Raw genomic sequence first — 15,327 nt, 5'->3', positions numbered from 1 at the left:
GCAAGCCGCATGCTTTAACACTTTCTCCCCCACGCAAGAATGATAAACAGTCCCGTCCCGGCCTATGTATTCGGCCCGTTTCGCCTTTTGCCGCTAGAACGCGTGCTATTCGAGGGCGATCGCGCGCTGCGCCTGGGCAGCCGGGCCATGGACTTGCTGCTGGCCCTGCTGGAACGCGCCGGCGACATCGTCGACAAGCATGAACTGGTGAGCATCGTCTGGCCCAATGCCGTGGTCGACGACGCGACCTTGCGCGTGCACCTGGCGGCGCTGCGCAAGGCGCTGGGCGATGGCCGCGACGGCCAGCGCTACATCACCACCATCCCCGGGCGCGGCTACGGCTTCCTGGCGCCGCTGGCGCACACGGGCCGGCCGGCGCCCGGTGCGGCGGGCGCCGAGCCGCGGCATAACCTGCCCGTCATGCTGACGCGCATGCTGGGCCGCGCCGAGGTGCTGCAAACGATGGCCAACCAGCTGCTGCAATTGCGCCTGTTGTGCATTGCCGGTCCGGGCGGCATCGGCAAGACCACCCTGGCCGTCGCCCTGGCCACGCGCGTGCTGCGCCGCTATGCCGACGGCGTGTGTTTCGTCGACCTGTCGCCGCTGGACGAGGGCCGCCTGGTGCCGCTGGCGCTGGCCACGGCGCTGGGGATGGCGGTGCCGGCCGGCGACGCCATGCCGGTCTTGCTGGCCTATTTGCGCCCGCGCCACATGCTGATCGTGCTCGATAACTGCGAGCACGTGATCGGCGCGGCCGCCACGCTGGCCGACGCCTTGCTCAAGGGCGCGCCGCTGCTGCACGTGCTGGCCACCAGCCGCGAGCCGCTGCGCATCACCAGCGAGCAGCTGCAGCGCCTGCCCGCGCTGGAATTGCCGCCTGCCGATGCCGTGCCCGATGCGGCGGCGGCCCGCCATTTCGCCGCGGTGCAGCTGTTTTGCGAACGCTGCGCGGCCGTCGACGATGCTTTCGTGCTGGCCGACGCCGATGTGCCCGTGGTGGTGGACATCTGCCGGCGCCTCGACGGCATCCCGCTGGCGCTGGAGCTGGCGGCCGGGCGCATCGGCCATTTCGGCTTGCACGAATTGCGCCGCCAGCTCGACGACCGCTTTCGCCTGCTCACGCGTGGCGCGCGCAACATGCCCTTGCGCCACCAGACCCTGCGCGCCACGCTGGACTGGAGCTACGGCCTGCTCGACGCGCAAGAGCGCCAGGTGCTGCAGGCGCTGAGCGTGTTCAAGAGCCGCTTCCGCCTGGAGTCGGCCAGCGCCGTGGCGGGCTGCGACATATTCGACACGCTGGCCGACCTGGCGGCCAAGTCCCTCGTCAGCATCGAATTTTGCCGCCAGCACGTGTATTACCGGCTGCTCGACACCACGCGCGCGTATGCTAGCGCGCAGCTGGCGGCGGGCGGGGATGCCGGCGCCGTGCTGCTGCGCCATGCGCGCCATTGCCTGGGCCTGGCCGGACGCATCGCCGCCGACTGGGAAAACATGCCGCCGGCCCACTGGAGCGCGCGCTACGGCCGCCATGTCGATGATTTGCGCGCCGCTATCGACTGGGCCTTCGGCGAGGAGGGCGACGTGGCGCTGGGCGTGGCGCTGACCCTGGCTGCGCAAACCCTGTTCTATCAGCTGTCGCTGATGGATGAATACCGCGTGCGCGTCGAGCGGGCGCTCGAGCGCATGGCCGCGCATGCGCTGGACGACCCCGGCAGCGAGATGCAGCTGCATGCGTCGCTGGCGCACCTGCTGCTGCATACGCAGGGCGTCACCGGCACCATGCTGCGTTCGTTTCAGCGCGGTTATGCGCTGGCCATGCGCATGGACGATGACAGCCGCCGCTTTGATGCGATTTGCGGCATGTGGGTCTGCAGCCTGAAGCTGGCCGATTTCCAGCGCGCCGACGGTTACGTGGAGCAGCTGGCCGTCCTGTGCGAAGCGCGCGACGATATGGCGATGCGCCTGGTGCTGGCGCGCATGCGTTCGGCGGGCGAGTACTTGCGCGGACGGTACGCGGAGTCGGCGGCGCTGGCGCGCATGGTGCTCGCGCATCCCGAAGGCGCCGGACAGCTCGGCTTCAACAATGCCTTGCTGGCCGATCACCAGGTCTGCCTGCGCGGCACGCTGGCGCGTTGCCTGTGGATGCAGGGCTGCCCCGACGACGCCCTGGCGCTGGCGCGCGAGGCGGTGACGGTGGGCTTCGGGCACAATGGCGTCACGCTGTGCGTGGCGCTGGCCATCAATGCCATTCCCGTCGCCCTGTGGTGCGGGCAGCGGGGGCTGGCGCATGCCTGGACCTGCCTGCTGTGCGAGCATGCGGCCCGCTATGGTTTGCTGTACTGGAGCGCCTGGGGCGCCGCCTACCAGCGGCTGCTCGACGCGGGCGATACGGTGACGGAGTTTCCCTGGCCTTCGGTGCGCAGCTGGCCAATACAGATCGATCTGATGGCCACCCTGCACGACGCGGCCGCCGATAGCCAGGCGCTGCGGCGCGCGCGCACGGGCCTGGCGCCATGGAGCGCGCCGGAAGTGCTGCGCCGCGATGCGCACCACCGCTGGCGGGCGCTGGCGCAAGACGATGCGGCCGGCCTGGAAGCGGTGCGCGTGCAGCTGGAAGAAGCGCTGCTGCTGGCCCGGGGCCAGCAGGCGCCGGGCTGGGAGCTGCGCTGCGCCACCAGCCTGGCTGCCGTGATGCAGGCGCAGGGCCGCGCCGCCGCTGCGCATGCCGTGCTGGCCCCGATCCATGCCGGCTACCGCCAGGGACGCGACACCACGGACGTGATGGCGGCGGCAGCTTTGCTGGCGCGGCTGGCTTGAACGCTATTCGTAGGCACCCAGCCGGCGCTGTTCCTCCGGCGTGAAACTGGCGTCGCGCAATTGCTGCAGGGCCGCCGCATCCTGCGCGCCGCCGGGCAGGCCGGCCTGCTGCGCCTTCTGTGCCTGATACGCGATGATGCGCTGCTGCCACTGCGATTCCTCGCGGTCCAGTTCCGCCAGGCGCGCCGCCGCCGCCGGCGTGAAGGTGGCCGCGCGCAGGCGGTAGACTTCATTCTCGCCGCCGCCCTGGGCGCGCAAGGCCTTGACCGAGGCGTCCAGCTGCGCCACCCTGGCCGGTGCGTCGCGCGCATCGCGCTGGGCCGGTGACAGCTTCTGGTCCAGCGCGGCCAGTTGCGCCTGGCGCTGCGCCTCGTCGAGCGACGTGTCGCCGAGGATGGCCATGCGCGCCACGGCGTCGTCGTCATACGTGTCGCTGGCGCCGAACAGGCCAGCGCTTTCCTCCGCCGTAAAATAATTGCCGCGCAGGGCGCGCATCGCTTGCAGGCGCGCGCGCGCCGCCAGGGCGGGATCGGCTTGCGCCGGCAAGGCCTGTTCCGCGCCGGCCAGCGCCTGCTTGTAGGCCAGATAAGCGCCCAGCAGGCGCTTCGCTTCGCGGGCGGGGACGGGCGCCAGGCGCTTGTCGAGTTCCGCCTCGATCTGGCTGCGGATGGCGGCCAGCGGCTTTTCGCCGAGGCCCGCCAGGTAGTAGTCGAACAGGTGGCCCAGTTCCGCGTCGACCACCAGCTTGTCGCCGGCGGCCACCGTCACGTTGCCGTCGGGCCGCGTGCCTTGCATCGAGCGCACGAACGCGAACAGGTCCGGTTCCGCCTTTTCCGGCGGCGGGGCGGGCGGCTCTCCGGGGCGCAGCGCCAGGTACAGGGCCAGGGCCGCCAGGCTGCCGCCGATGATCCATTTCGCGTTCGTGTGCATCGTAGGCTCCTTACAGTCCCAGGCCTTGCAGGCGGTTGGCCTGCTGGCGGAAGACGGTGACGGGGTTCGTCTCGAACAGGTTGACGATGCCGACGAACTGGTTGACTTCATCGAGGTGGTTCATGGCGTAGTCATCGCGGATCACCTTGCCCAGGTGGCTGGAGCAGCTGCTGACCAGGCCATCGTTCTTGACGCCGCCGAAGGCCAGGCTGATGGCCGCCAGGGCCGGGTCGCCCACGTCGAGCACATTCGTGTACGGTTGCGCGCCGCTCCACGAAAAGTAGTACACGCCTTGCACCTGGTAGGCGCCTTCGCCGCAGGCGGAGGTGGGCACGCCTTGCGGGTGGCGGCTGTTGAAGGCCAGCGAGCCGGCCGTGGACAGCGATGCGAGCGAGGCACCCGCGTTTTGCGGCAAGCCCTTGTTGCCCGACAAAATGCCGATCAGGGAAGCGAGCGCGTTGCCCAGCGCGTTACTGGTATTGGGAATGGCGCCGCTGAGGATATCGGCCACCCTGGAGCCCTTGTTGACGCCGGCCACGCTGGTGACGGACGCCACCAGGTCAGGCCGTACGGACGCGACATAGCGGGCCGTGGGGCCGCCGTGGCTGTGGCCGATCAAATTGACCTTGGCCGCTCCCGTGGCGGCGAGGATTTGCCGCACCTGCGACAGCAGCTGCTCGCCGCGCACTTCCGTGCTGTTGGCGGCCGAGACGGTGGTCACATACACTTGCGCGCCGCCGCTGCGCAGGGCGTCGGGCACGCCATAGAAGTATTCGACGGGCCCCAGCTTGTCGAAGCCGAACAGGCCGTGCACGAGCACGATCGGGTATTTCGTTTGCGTGTAGCCGGCGGCGCCGGCGCTGCCGGGCAGGATGGCGAGGGTGAGGAGTAGGGTGGATAGCAGTTGCCAGAAGCGAGTCTTCATTTTGTCTCCGTTATTTGAATAATATGGAAATGTCGATGCTGTAGCGATGAACCGTGCGCTCCTGTACATTCTCGATGCATTAAAAATAGCGAGCGCTCGGTTTCTTGAATGTAGCATTGCTGGATTTAAATTGCAGTGAATTGCATGATGCAGCGCAATAACTGTGGGAATTTGGCGTTGCTTATGCGCCCATTGCATAGTTGAAAAGTCAAATAGTTGTTTTCCTGAGCTATAATCGGCCCGGCATCCGCCGTCCCGCCGTCTTGCAGCGCCGACCAGGCGCTGTCTTACATTGCTCATACACCGTTACTTGGGAATGCACTTGTCGACCCATTTTAATTTTGAACAGTTTCAGCAGATGACGCCTTTAAATGGCGAAAACATCTGGGAATATATTCTTGACCGCCACGCGGAACGCATCGGCGTCAAGCGCCGCAAGCCGGCGCTGGAAAATCTTGAGCGCATCTTCGTCGCCACCTTCCGCCTGGCCAATGACGTGGGTTTCCGCGCCATGAGCTTGCGCGACCTGTGCCGCGAGACGGGGCTGTCGATGGGCGGCCTGTATGGCTACATCACCAGCAAGGATCAGTTGGCCGAGATGATCGAGGACGTGGTGCGCCACGCCACGCAAGCCTTGCCGCTGCTGTTTGCGGACGTGAAGTCGCCGCTGGACCGCCTGGAGGCGATGATACGCTCGTCGATCTACCTGTCCGAAGTGCTGCAGCCGTGGTTTTATTTTGTTTTCATGGATTCGCGCGTGCTGCAGGTGGAGCAGCGCAGCATGGCGAAGAATTCGGAACTGTATGTGCAGACCCTGATCGCCGCCACCATCGCCGAAATCGCGCCGAAGCCGCAGGGTGACCCCACCTTGCTGGCCGCGCACTGCCTGGCCCTGTTTCAGGACTGGTACGTGAAACGCTGGAAGTACCGCGCGGCGAAAGTCAATGTCGACGATTTTGCCGATAGCGTGGTCAGCACGGTGCGCGGGTATTTGAGCATGAGCGGCGTTTAGCGCAACGTCCCCGCATGGCTCCGGCAGCGGCGCGTGTCGGCAGGGCATGGCCCCGTTGCGGGCCTTGTCTGCATCAAGCTGCCGCTGCTCGCTGTGGCGCAGCCTTGTCCTCGGCTGGCCTGCTTCTCCTATTTTCCTGAAAGTAATGCCGCTGCCTCGGAACGCGGCTGCCTGATGGCCGCCGGTACGCCGATGCGTTCGGCGGATCTGGTCGTGCGTGACATTAAAAATGTGAAAGTTTTTATTCCGCATGCCTTATCTCGAATGGCCGCCATGCTCAAAAATACTCCGCGCTGCGAATTTGACTGGTATCAAAATATATTTTCATGATCCGGGATAAAGTCGAATGGTCGGGTGTGGATTGCCCTTCTTGCTGATTCAATTTGAAAATTTATTTGGGGGCGCCATGTCTAATGAAAATTTCAAGTTTATTTCTTTTGAGTCCGGGCTTGAAAGGATTGCACATGCCAGAAAAGAACTGGGATTGGACGAGCAAAATACGACGGTGCTGACTTCGCGGGATCCCTTTGCGCAGCGCATACGCGAGAGCCTCAGTATCCGCAAGCTTCCTGCTGGCTTCCAGAAATGGCAATTGCCGTTCGCGTTGACCGGCAAAGGGGCGCAGTTCTTTGTCTCCGTCGCCCAAGCCGGCGCCGGCGTCGAGGAGCACCAGCACGAGGAAGGCGACGGCATACGGGTCATCGTGTCCGGCTCCATCGAATACGCGGGGCTTGAACTGACGGCCGGCGATTGGATGTTCATTCCGCAGAACGTGCCATATGCATTTAATGCGGGTAAATTTGGCGCGACCATGTTTTATTGTTACGCATGTTGCTGCGTTCCAAATTAATCGATGGTTGACGTATGAATCATCTCGATATTGGCGTCATTCGGATCGGCGGCGCGGTTGGCCGATTGTCCGTGCTTTGTAAGTGAATGTATTGCATATTCATGTGGAGGCGGTATGAACGATATGCGGGGGAAGGTCACGGAAGTGATATTCCAGGTTGAATATCCGGATGGGACGAAAAAAATGTCAAAATTCGTGCCGGAATTCAGGCTGAATGCCATGCTGTTTTCAGATTGCCTGATGACGCCTGAAATGAAGGAGAAATTCACTGTGTCCGACGCGGATTGGAAAAAGAATCCTGCCATGATTATTGTCGATGGAGAAATCCTCAAGGCAAATTGTGACTGGCCGGATTGCCGGCAAGCGTGATCGACAATGCCGGAGCCCCAGGCGGGTGGTGCGGGCCACGGGCCACGGGCCGCGGGCCAGCGGCGTAACGGTGGCTCCCGGCCCGACCATGCGGCCTCAGTTCGTCTCAACCGGCACCGTCTCCGGCACTGCCGCCGGATCCGTCGGCGTCTCCACGTCCATGTCCAGGGTCTTGATCCCATTCATGTCGATGAATTCATCGTACAGCCACTCGCCGTCGACCTGGCTCAGGCCCGCCGGCACGGCGCGCGTGACTTGCGGGCGCGTCGACAGGGCCGTGCGCATGTAGTCGATCCAGATCGGCATGGCAAGGGTGGAACCGAATTCGCGCCCGCCCAAGGACTTGGGCTCGTCATAGCCCATCCACGCCACCGCCACGATGCCGCCGCCGTAGCCGGCGAACCAGCCGTCGACGGCGTCGCTGGTGGTGCCCGTCTTGCCGGCGATGTCGCTGCGTCCCAGTTTTTTCGTCGCCGCCGCGCCCGTGCCCGTGCGGGCTACTTCGCGCAGCATGCTGTCCATCACGAAGGCGTTGCGCGGATCGAGCGCCAGGGTCTTCTCGTCGTTCGGCGCGGGCGGCTTGGTCTGCATCAATACCGTGCCCCTGGCGTCGACGATGCGGTCGATCAGATACGGTTCCACCTGATGGCCGCCATTGGCGAACAGGGCGTAGGCGCCCGCCATCTGCACGGGCGTGACGGAACCCGTGCCCAGCGCCATCGTCAGGTTGCTGGGCTGGCGCGCCGGGTCGAAGCCGAATTTTTCCATGAAGTCGTGCGTGTACGCCACGCCCAGCGCGCGCAGGATGCGCACCGAGGCCACGTTCTTCGACTGCGCCAGCGCATAGCGCATGGTGATGGGGCCGTCGAACTTGAAATCGTCATTCTGCGGCGCCCACACCTTGCCGCCCGCCTGCATTTCCAGGGGCACGTCGTTGATCAGGGTGGCCGGCGAAAAGCCTTTTTCCAGCGCCGCCGAGTACACGAAGGGCTTCATGGCCGAACCGGGCTGGCGCCAGGCCTGCGTGACGTGGTTGAACTTTTGCAGGTTGTAGTCGAAGCCGCCCACCATGGCGTGGTAGGCGCCCGTTTCCGCATCGAGCGAGACGAAGGCGGCGGCCACCAGCGGCACTTGCGTGATGGCCCAGTTGCCCTTGGCGTCCTGGCTGATGCGGATCACGGCGCCGGGGCGCAGCTTGATGCCGGCGCTCGCCTTGGCGGACAGGGCAGGGGCGGCAAAGCGCAAGCCGTCGCCCGTGATGGTCTTGGCGTCGCCGTCGCCCGTGTCGGCCAGCACCTTGCCGCTGGATACCTCCGTGACGACGGCGGCGATCAGGCCGTCGCTGTCCGGCCGTTTTTGCAGTGCAGCATCGATGGCGTCGTCGCGCTGCTCGGGATCCGCCGGCATGTCGATGAAGGTTTCCGGGCCGCGGTAGCCGTGGCGCTGGTCGTAGGCGATGACGTTGCGGCGCGTCGAGGCGTAGGCCGCGTCCTGGTCCGCCTTCAGGATCGTCGTGTAGACGCTGATGCCCTTGGTATAGCTGTCCTCCTTGTACTGGGCGTAGACGGCCTGGCGCGCCAGTTCGGCCACGTATTCGGCGTGCGTGTCGAAACCCTGCTTGCCGCGCGTATTGAAATGCAGGGGCTGCGCCAGCGCCTGCCGGTACTGGCCTTCGCTGATGTAATCGAGTTCGCGCATGCGTTTCAATACCAGCTGCTGGCGCGCGTGCGCCTTTTTCGGGTTGCTGATCGGGTTGTGGCGCGACGGGTTTTGCGGCAGGCCGGCCAGCATGGCCATTTCCGCGATCGACAGTTCGGACAAGGGCTTGCCGAAATACGTCTGCGCCGCGCTGCCGAAGCCGAACGAGCGCTGGCCCAGGTACATCTGGTTCATGTACAGCTCGAGAATCTGCTCTTTCGACAGGGCCGCCTCGATTTTCAGGGCCAGCATGATTTCATTGAGCTTGCGCGAGGCGACTTTTTCGCGCGTCAGGAAGAAATTGCGCGCCACCTGCATGGTGATGGTGGAGCCGCCGCCGTGGCCGAAGCCGTGGCGCAGGTTCGACAGCACGGCGCCGCCGGCGCGCACGAAGTCGATGCCGTGGTGTTCGTAGAAGCGGCCATCCTCGATGGCCAGCAGGGCTTTTTTCATCATTTCCGGCACTTGCGCGATCGGCACGAAGTCGCGGTGCTCTTCGCCGAATTCGCCGATCAGCACATTGTCGGCCGTGTACACGCGCAGCGGGATCTTCGGCTGGTAGTCGGTGATGACGTCCAGCTCGGGCAGGCGGGGGCGCACGTACAGGAACAGATAAGCGGCCAGCAGCAGGGCAGCGGCCAGCGCGGCGCAGCCGGCGATGATGATGGCGCGCACGGTGGCGCGGCGGGAAGGCCAGGGAAATCCGGATCGTTGGGCAGTCAAGGCAGTCTCACGTGAGCGTGCAGGGCACGGTGGCAGCGATTATAGACCAATGCGGCGGCGCTCCCGGCGCCGGGACCGGCTGCAAAAAACCTTTTCATCGAAACGCGGCTGTGCGATAGTCTCGGCTTCAAGCAAATAGCCCGGACGTCGCTCCGGGCTGTTTATTTTATAAAATTAAGGATTTATTTATGGCAAAAGATGCAATGCCGAGCGCCGTGAAGCCCTATATCCCGGCCGATGCGAAGCTGCCCGAGATGACCTTCCGCGCGCTGTTCATGGGCGTCATCCTGGGGATGGTCTTTGGCGCCTCCTCGCTGTACCTGGTGCTGAAGGTGGGCCTGACCGTCAGCGCCTCGATTCCCGTCGCCGTGATCGCCATCACCCTGTTCGGCCTGGCCAAGAAGGTGGGCGGCAAGGATTCGTCGATCCTGGAAAACAGCATCACGCAGACGGCCGGTTCGGCCGGCGAATCGCTGGCCTTCGGCCTGGGCGTCACCATGCCCGCCATCCTGATCCTCGGCTTCGACCTGGAAATCTCCAGAGTCATGCTGGTCGGTATCCTCGGCGGCCTGCTGGGCATCCTGATGATGATCCCCATGCGCCGCACCATGATCGTCGACCAGCACAAGGAACTCAAATTCCCCGAAGGCACGGCTTGCGCCGAAGTGCTCAAGGCGGCCGCCACGGAAGAATCGCGCATCGCCGCCGGCGAAAGCATCGAGAAGGATTCGGCCGCCGCGCTGGACGCCAAGCGCCGCGCCAAGATCATCTTCGGCGGTTTTGCCGTCGGCTTGCTGTATAAAGTCTTCAATATCTCGTTCAAGGGCTGGAAGGACACGCCGGGCGTGGAATTTGCCGCGCCGCTCAAGGGCGGCTCCATCGGCGCCGAGATTTCCCCTGAATTGCTGGGCGTGGGCTACATCATCGGCCCGCGCATCGCCGCCACCATGGCCGCCGGCGGCGTGCTGTCGTATTTGCTGCTGATCCCGATGATCAAGTTCTTCGGCGACAGCCTGACCACCGTGCTCTCGCCGGGCACCAAATTGATCAGCGAAATGGGCGCGGACGACGTGCGCAGCGCCTACGTGCTGTACATCGGCGCGGGCGCCGTGGCCGCCGGCGGCCTGATTTCGCTGGTGCGCGCCATGCCCATGATCTGGCGCAGCCTGTCGGCCGGCCTGAAAGGCATCGGCAAGGGCGTCAAGACCGATTCCACCTTGCGCACGGACCAGGACATCCCCCTGAAATGGGTCGTCATCGGCTGCCTGTCCATCATCGCCGTGATCACCTTCGCCACGCCGCTGCACATGAATTTCCTCGGCGCGCTGCTGATCCTCGTCTTCGGCTTCCTGTTCGCCACCGTCTCGTCGCGCCTGACGGGCGAAATCGGCTCCTCGTCGAACCCGATCTCCGGCATGGCCGTGGCCACCTTGCTGTTCACTTGCCTGATCTTCCTCATCATGGGCTGGACGGGCGGGCGCTATTATGTGACTGCCTTGTCGGTGGGCGCCATCGTGTGCATCGCTGCCAGCAATGCGGGCACCACGTCGCAGGATTTGAAGACCGGCTACCTGGTCGGCGCCACGCCACGCCTGCAGCAGTACGCGATTTTGGCGGGCGCCTTGTCGTCGGCCCTGATCCTCGGTCCGATTCTGCTGAAGCTGAACGAAGCGAGCACCGTCTACGTGCCGGCCGCGCAAGTGGCGCCTGGCCTGACGGTCGATGCATCGAAGCTGACGGTGACGGGCGAGTTGCATGGCCCGCAAGCCGAGAGCGACCACAATACGTATAAAGTCTGGCAAAAGACCGATACCGTGGGCGGCCCGGCCGGCAAATACTTCGTCAAGGAAGACGGCCAGCTCGCGTACCTGGTCGACCCGGGCATCAATGGCCACTACAGCAAGCGCCCCGACGGTTCGGAAGTGAAGAAATACGATGCGCCGAAAGCCGTGCTGATGTCCTACATCATCAAGGGCATCCTCGACCAGCAGCTGCCGTGGACCCTGGTGCTGTTTGGCGTGATGATCGCCGTGGTGCTGGAAATGGCCGGCATTCCGTCGCTGGCGTTTTCGGTGGGCGTGTACCTGCCGCTGTCGTCCACCTTGCCGATCTTCGTCGGTGGCCTGGTGCGCTGGCTGGCGGACCGCCGCAACAACAAGCTGGAACACAACGCGAAACTGAACGAGGAAGAGCGCCAGCTGGCGGGCGACCGCAGTTCGGGCGTACTGCTGGCGTCCGGCTACATCGCCGGCGGCGCGCTGGCCGGCATCATCATCGCCATCACGGCCGGCGTGCTGACGCACTTCGACCAGATGATGGCCGACTGGGCCGAGCACGGCAATCCGTTCTATGCGGGCCTGCACTCGGACGCGCTGTCCCTGCTGCCGTATGCCGTCATCATCGTGCTGCTGTATATCGTCGCAAGAGAGAAGAAAGCGGGCAGTTCGCAGGCTTGATGTTGTAGCCAGCCCAAGGAAAACCGCCCGGTGTCATGACGATCCGGGCGGTTTTTTTATGTGCGCATGGCGGCGATGACTACGGTATCGGCCGCGCCGCCAGTTGCGCCGCGCTCGCGTAGATCGTCACGTGGTCGGACGCCAGCCGCCGCAGGTGGTCATAAAACGCCTGCGCCGGAATGAGCCACGACGCGGCATCGCCGACCTGCCCGTTGACGCGCAGTCCGGCGGCGTCGAATTCGCGCGCAAAGTAATCGCGCAAGTCGCCGCGGCCCGGATGGTCGATGCGGCGCTGTGCGATTGCCATATCAAAAGGGCGCACGGGCACGTTCCAGCGCCGGCCGGCGTGGTCCAGGCAGGCCAGCAGCTTTGTATCGTCCTCCCACACGGGCACGGGAAAGGCATCGCCCATGGCGTCTTCCAGCGCGTGATAGAACGTCACCGGTCCCATGGAAATGCCCAGGCCCAGCACCTTGGCCTGGTCGCAGCCGATGAAGCGCTGCCAGGGCGAGCCCACGCCGAAGATCGACGGTGCGCGGTGGTGCGCCTCGGTCAGAGCGTCGGCATGGCGGCCCCACGCGGATACGGAGTGGGTCGGGTGGATGCTGCGGAGGATATTGCCGCTGGCGAGGAACGCTTCCGGCAGACGCCCCATGTGCGTGCCATGGCGGCGCGGGTCGAACACATAGCCCGGCATGGCGCAGGTGGCGCGCACGGTGCCGCCGGGCAGATAGTAGGTGGGCAGCAGCAGGGTGCCGTGCGGGCCGACGGCGTCCTGCAGGGCGCGTATGACGGCCGCCGCGCCGCCTTCCACGTAGCCGAGGCTTTTCAGCGAAGAATGCACGAACAGCGTATCGCCTGGCGCCACGCCGAGCCGCGCCAGGCCGGACGCCAGCGCGGCGCGCGTCACGTGCGGGGCGTCGTGGCGCATTTGCCGGGCGCCGGCGGCGCGGCGCCACGCTTCCAGCGCGGCCCTGGCGGCGTGTTTGGCCTGCTCAAGCATCGCCAATGTGCATTTCCAGCAGGTTGGCATCGATGCAGAACTTGGCGGCCCAGTTCAGGTAAGCCCAGCTGCCATAGTCGCCATCGACGGGAAACGAACCCTTGACGCCGCCGCGCGCGTGCGCGGGACCGTCGATGCTGACGGAGCGCCGCACGTAACGGTTCAGGCGGCGGGCCGCGTCGAGGTAGGGCCGCTCGCCCGTGAGCTGGTACAGCAGGAACAGACAATGCGCGTTTTGCGCGGACCCCGTGAGGCAGGCGTAATCGGCGCCAGGCTGGAAGTCCGGGCCGAGGCGGCCGGCCAGGTAGCCGTCGGCCGCCACGGCCCTGGCGACGCCCGTGCCGGTGCGCTTGGCCGCGTCCAGCAGGTCGGCGCGGGCCGAAAAGCGCTGCGCTTCGAGCAGGCCGCGCAAGGCGTAGCCGATGGTATGGGTCAGGGGCAGCAGCGGGTTGTCCAGGCAGTTCGAGGCGAACCAGCCGTTGGGACGCTGTTTTGTCAGCGCCCAGTCGACCTGGCGCAGGCCCGCCGCGCCATAGCCGTGGCCAGGCGCGATGCGGTCCGCTTCGAACAGGCCCCACGCCACGTGCGTCTCATACACCTTGTCGCCGGCGCTGGCGAACGGCGTCGGATGCCGGCGCCAGCAGCCGTCGGCATCCTGGCTGTCGCGCAGCCAGCGTGCCGCGCGGTGCATGGCGTCCTCGTATGCCGCGCCGTACGCTGCCACGCCGGCGGCTAGGCCCAGCAGGATCTGGCCCGTGTTGAAGGTGACGGGCACGCGCGGCAGCGAATCGATCTTCCCGCCCTGGAAACCGCCTGCGGGGAACTGGATGGCGACGCACCAATCGAGCATGCGGCGCGCCCGTGCGTGCAGGGCATCATCCCCACCCTCGTCGCCAGCGCGCTGCGCCAGGGCGATCATGGTGGGGATGATGTAGCCGGTGGTTTCGGGATAGGAGCTAGCCCAGCCCGTCAGCAGGCTGTAGTCGCGCGCGACCCCGCCGTCGCTTGAACTGGAATGGTCTTGCGCCGCGCATAGCCAGGCCGTGCAAGCCTTGACGACGGCTTGCGGCCCGGGGTCAAAGGCGGGCAGGCCGCGCCGGTCCGCCGTCCGCTCCATGCGCGCCGCCGCCGGCAGGCCCGCCTGCGGCGCCAGTGTGTTCCTGATTTTCGCGAGCAAGGCGCGCATGGCTTTCCATTCGGTGGTGGACTCAGGCTACTGTAGCGCCGGCAGCCGGCAGGGCTATTGACTTGCCGCAAGGACCGTTGCGTCGCCGCCGCCGGAATTGACGCATAATGGCCGTATCACCATCGCCGACGAGGCCCGCCATGAACAATGTCACGCTTGAGTATTCGGTCGTCACCAATCCCGACTCGTTTGTCGGCTTCAAGTATTACGTCAAGGCGGGACAGGCCTTCGATGCCGACGATTTCGCCTATTCCTACAAGCTGAACCGGTCCGACCTGAACCCGGACAGCGTGCTGGCCACGCGCGAGGCGGCGGCGAATCTGCAGCCGGGCGAGTGGCTGACGGTGTCGCATTCGATCGCCGCCTAGCCTGCGAACCCAGTGCCGTTTCTTTAACTTACCGGCCCGCCAGGGCTCTTTGCGCGTGAATCCTTCAAAATTTCCTGATATTTCTATTGTTCCAACCTTGCCTGAACACGCCGAAACCCTCGCCGGGCTGGTGGCGCACAACCGCGAGCACCTGCGCGCTTACCTGCCTGCCGTGCTGCAGCTGGACTCGTTCGGCGAGGCGCAGGCCTATCTGCAGGCCGCCGCCGCCCGCGCGGCCAGCGGCGAGGTACTGGAATGGCATGTTTTCTCCGGCACGGCCTTGTGCGGCAGCATCCGCCTGAAAGACATCGACACAGCGGACCGCAATGCCCGCATCGGCTATTACCTCGGGCAGCAGTTCCAGGGCCGGGGCATCGCCAGCGCGGCGGTGCGCGCCGTCCTCGCGCACGCGTTTGGCGCGCTGCAATTGCACCGCGTCGAATTGCAGTGCGCGGCCGGCAATCACGCCAGCATGGCGCTGGCCGAACGGCTGGGATTCGCGCACGAAGGCGTGTTGCGGCAGGCGGAATGCCTGAATGGCGTATTTGTCGACCTGCACGTCTACGGCTTGCTGCAGCCCGATTTTGTGCCGGATGGCGCCGCCCTTAGCCTGGCATGAACCAGGCGCGCAGTTCATCCCCGGCCCTCTGCGCCGTTGCCTGCGTCAAGGTCAGCACGATGATCTTTTCCTGCGCCGGACGAAGCTGCCCATCGCTGCCGGCCAGCTCGATGGCTTGTCCGAAGCTCGTGTAGCAGGGGCCGAACTCCTGCGGGCATTGCTGCACGATGCGCGCCGCCTTGCCGGCGTTGCGGTCCGCCAGGTTGACGATGGGATTGCCGTCATTGAATGGCTGGCCGTTGGCAAAGCTGGTGCGCAGATACGGCGAACACAGGCCGTCGAGGAAGGCCAGGCGCGTTTGCCAGTACGCTTGCAGTGCCGCATACACGGCCTGATCCTCGAGAAAATCGGCAAACAGGAAGTCGTTCATA

The 15,327-nt window shown here is 65.3% G+C and carries 14 protein-coding genes; 8 read left to right on the top strand and 6 right to left on the bottom strand.

Annotation, left to right across the window (positions count from 1 at the left end; all coding sequences use genetic code 11):
• Positions 1-102: 102 nt before the first annotated feature.
• Positions 103-2,817, top strand: a complete 2,715-nt coding sequence (locus AC07X6_RS21100) for an ATP-binding protein (RefSeq protein ID WP_474291715.1) — start codon at positions 103-105, stop codon at positions 2,815-2,817.
• Between the two features lie 3 nt (positions 2,818-2,820).
• Here AC07X6_RS21100 and AC07X6_RS21095 read toward each other — a convergent pair whose 3' ends face one another.
• Together AC07X6_RS21095 and AC07X6_RS21090 are read right to left on the bottom strand one after the other, a co-directional pair.
• The gene (locus AC07X6_RS21095; RefSeq protein ID WP_494792252.1) at positions 2,821-3,747 is read right to left on the bottom strand and encodes a lipase secretion chaperone; all 927 of its coding nucleotides are present in this window, start codon (positions 3,745-3,747) and stop codon (positions 2,821-2,823) included.
• A 10-nt stretch (positions 3,748-3,757) separates the two neighbouring features.
• A complete protein-coding gene (locus tag AC07X6_RS21090) occupies positions 3,758-4,672 on the bottom strand; it encodes a lipase family alpha/beta hydrolase (RefSeq protein WP_494792251.1) in 915 nt (304 codons plus the stop codon).
• A 358-nt stretch (positions 4,673-5,030) separates the two neighbouring features.
• Here AC07X6_RS21090 and AC07X6_RS21085 point away from each other — a divergent pair, with 358 nt between their 5' ends.
• From AC07X6_RS21085 to AC07X6_RS21070, 4 genes are all read left to right on the top strand, one after another.
• Entirely contained in the window at positions 5,031-5,684 is a 654-nt protein-coding gene (locus tag AC07X6_RS21085) for a TetR/AcrR family transcriptional regulator (RefSeq protein ID WP_230539479.1), read from the top strand.
• 33 nt (positions 5,685-5,717) lie between these two features.
• Complete coding sequence (locus tag AC07X6_RS21080) at positions 5,718-6,014, top strand: hypothetical protein (RefSeq protein WP_494792250.1); 297 nt, start codon at positions 5,718-5,720, stop codon at positions 6,012-6,014.
• A 40-nt stretch (positions 6,015-6,054) separates the two neighbouring features.
• Positions 6,055-6,534, top strand: coding sequence for a cupin domain-containing protein (locus AC07X6_RS21075; protein WP_230539481.1), 480 nt, complete (start codon positions 6,055-6,057; stop codon positions 6,532-6,534).
• 114 nt (positions 6,535-6,648) lie between these two features.
• Entirely contained in the window at positions 6,649-6,903 is a 255-nt protein-coding gene (locus AC07X6_RS21070) for a hypothetical protein (protein WP_230539482.1), read from the top strand.
• 96 nt (positions 6,904-6,999) lie between these two features.
• On the opposite strand, the gene AC07X6_RS21065 is transcribed toward AC07X6_RS21070, so the two are convergent.
• Complete coding sequence (locus AC07X6_RS21065) at positions 7,000-9,324, bottom strand: penicillin-binding protein 1A (RefSeq protein WP_494792249.1); 2,325 nt, start codon at positions 9,322-9,324, stop codon at positions 7,000-7,002.
• Positions 9,325-9,512: 188 nt separating this feature from the next.
• Here AC07X6_RS21065 and AC07X6_RS21060 point away from each other — a divergent pair, with 188 nt between their 5' ends.
• The gene (locus tag AC07X6_RS21060; RefSeq protein ID WP_494792248.1) at positions 9,513-11,780 is read left to right on the top strand and encodes an OPT family oligopeptide transporter; all 2,268 of its coding nucleotides are present in this window, start codon (positions 9,513-9,515) and stop codon (positions 11,778-11,780) included.
• Between the two features lie 79 nt (positions 11,781-11,859).
• Here AC07X6_RS21060 and AC07X6_RS21055 read toward each other — a convergent pair whose 3' ends face one another.
• On the bottom strand, positions 11,860-12,783 hold the full coding sequence (locus AC07X6_RS21055) for an AAC(3) family N-acetyltransferase (protein WP_494792285.1): 924 nt from the start codon (positions 12,781-12,783) through the stop codon (positions 11,860-11,862).
• A complete protein-coding gene (locus AC07X6_RS21050; protein ID WP_494792247.1) occupies positions 12,776-13,969 on the bottom strand; it encodes a prenyltransferase/squalene oxidase repeat-containing protein in 1,194 nt (397 codons plus the stop codon). Before AC07X6_RS21050 ends, AC07X6_RS21055 begins: the two co-directional genes overlap by 8 nt.
• A gap of 140 nt (positions 13,970-14,109) precedes the next feature.
• On the opposite strand from AC07X6_RS21050, the gene AC07X6_RS21045 reads away from it, so the two are divergent.
• Both AC07X6_RS21045 and AC07X6_RS21040 read left to right on the top strand, forming a co-directional pair.
• The gene (locus AC07X6_RS21045) at positions 14,110-14,337 is read left to right on the top strand and encodes a hypothetical protein (protein WP_230539487.1); all 228 of its coding nucleotides are present in this window, start codon (positions 14,110-14,112) and stop codon (positions 14,335-14,337) included.
• A 97-nt stretch (positions 14,338-14,434) separates the two neighbouring features.
• Entirely contained in the window at positions 14,435-14,956 is a 522-nt protein-coding gene (locus AC07X6_RS21040; RefSeq protein WP_494792246.1) for a GNAT family N-acetyltransferase, read from the top strand.
• Here AC07X6_RS21040 and AC07X6_RS21035 read toward each other — a convergent pair.
• Positions 14,943-15,326, bottom strand: a complete 384-nt coding sequence (locus AC07X6_RS21035) for a hypothetical protein (RefSeq protein ID WP_494792245.1) — start codon at positions 15,324-15,326, stop codon at positions 14,943-14,945. The two genes, AC07X6_RS21040 and AC07X6_RS21035, sit on opposite strands and share 14 nt — an antisense overlap.
• Between the last annotated feature and the right edge of the window lies 1 nt (position 15,327).

The sequence above is a fragment of the Janthinobacterium sp. GW460-12-1-14-LB5 genome, assembly GCF_059423585.1.
The sequence above is the reverse complement of the archived record's forward strand: the minus strand, read 5'-3'. Positions and strand labels throughout refer to the sequence as shown.

What these genes read in the sequence shown, in the direction of transcription:
- AC07X6_RS21090 (WP_494792251.1), bottom strand. Translation starts at nt 4,672, where the DNA reads ATGAAGACTCGCTTCTGGCAACTGCTATCCACCCTACTCCTCACCCTC.
- AC07X6_RS21095 (WP_494792252.1), bottom strand. Translation starts at nt 3,747, where the DNA reads ATGCACACGAACGCGAAATGGATCATCGGCGGCAGCCTGGCGGCCCTG.
- AC07X6_RS21070 (WP_230539482.1), top strand. Translation starts at nt 6,649, where the DNA reads ATGAACGATATGCGGGGGAAGGTCACGGAAGTGATATTCCAGGTTGAA.
- AC07X6_RS21045 (WP_230539487.1), top strand. Translation starts at nt 14,110, where the DNA reads ATGAACAATGTCACGCTTGAGTATTCGGTCGTCACCAATCCCGACTCG.
- AC07X6_RS21035 (WP_494792245.1), bottom strand. Translation starts at nt 15,326, where the DNA reads ATGAACGACTTCCTGTTTGCCGATTTTCTCGAGGATCAGGCCGTGTAT.
- AC07X6_RS21055 (WP_494792285.1), bottom strand. Translation starts at nt 12,783, where the DNA reads ATGCTTGAGCAGGCCAAACACGCCGCCAGGGCCGCGCTGGAAGCGTGG.
- AC07X6_RS21050 (WP_494792247.1), bottom strand. Translation starts at nt 13,969, where the DNA reads ATGCGCGCCTTGCTCGCGAAAATCAGGAACACACTGGCGCCGCAGGCG.
- AC07X6_RS21085 (WP_230539479.1), top strand. Translation starts at nt 5,031, where the DNA reads ATGACGCCTTTAAATGGCGAAAACATCTGGGAATATATTCTTGACCGC.
- AC07X6_RS21060 (WP_494792248.1), top strand. Translation starts at nt 9,513, where the DNA reads ATGGCAAAAGATGCAATGCCGAGCGCCGTGAAGCCCTATATCCCGGCC.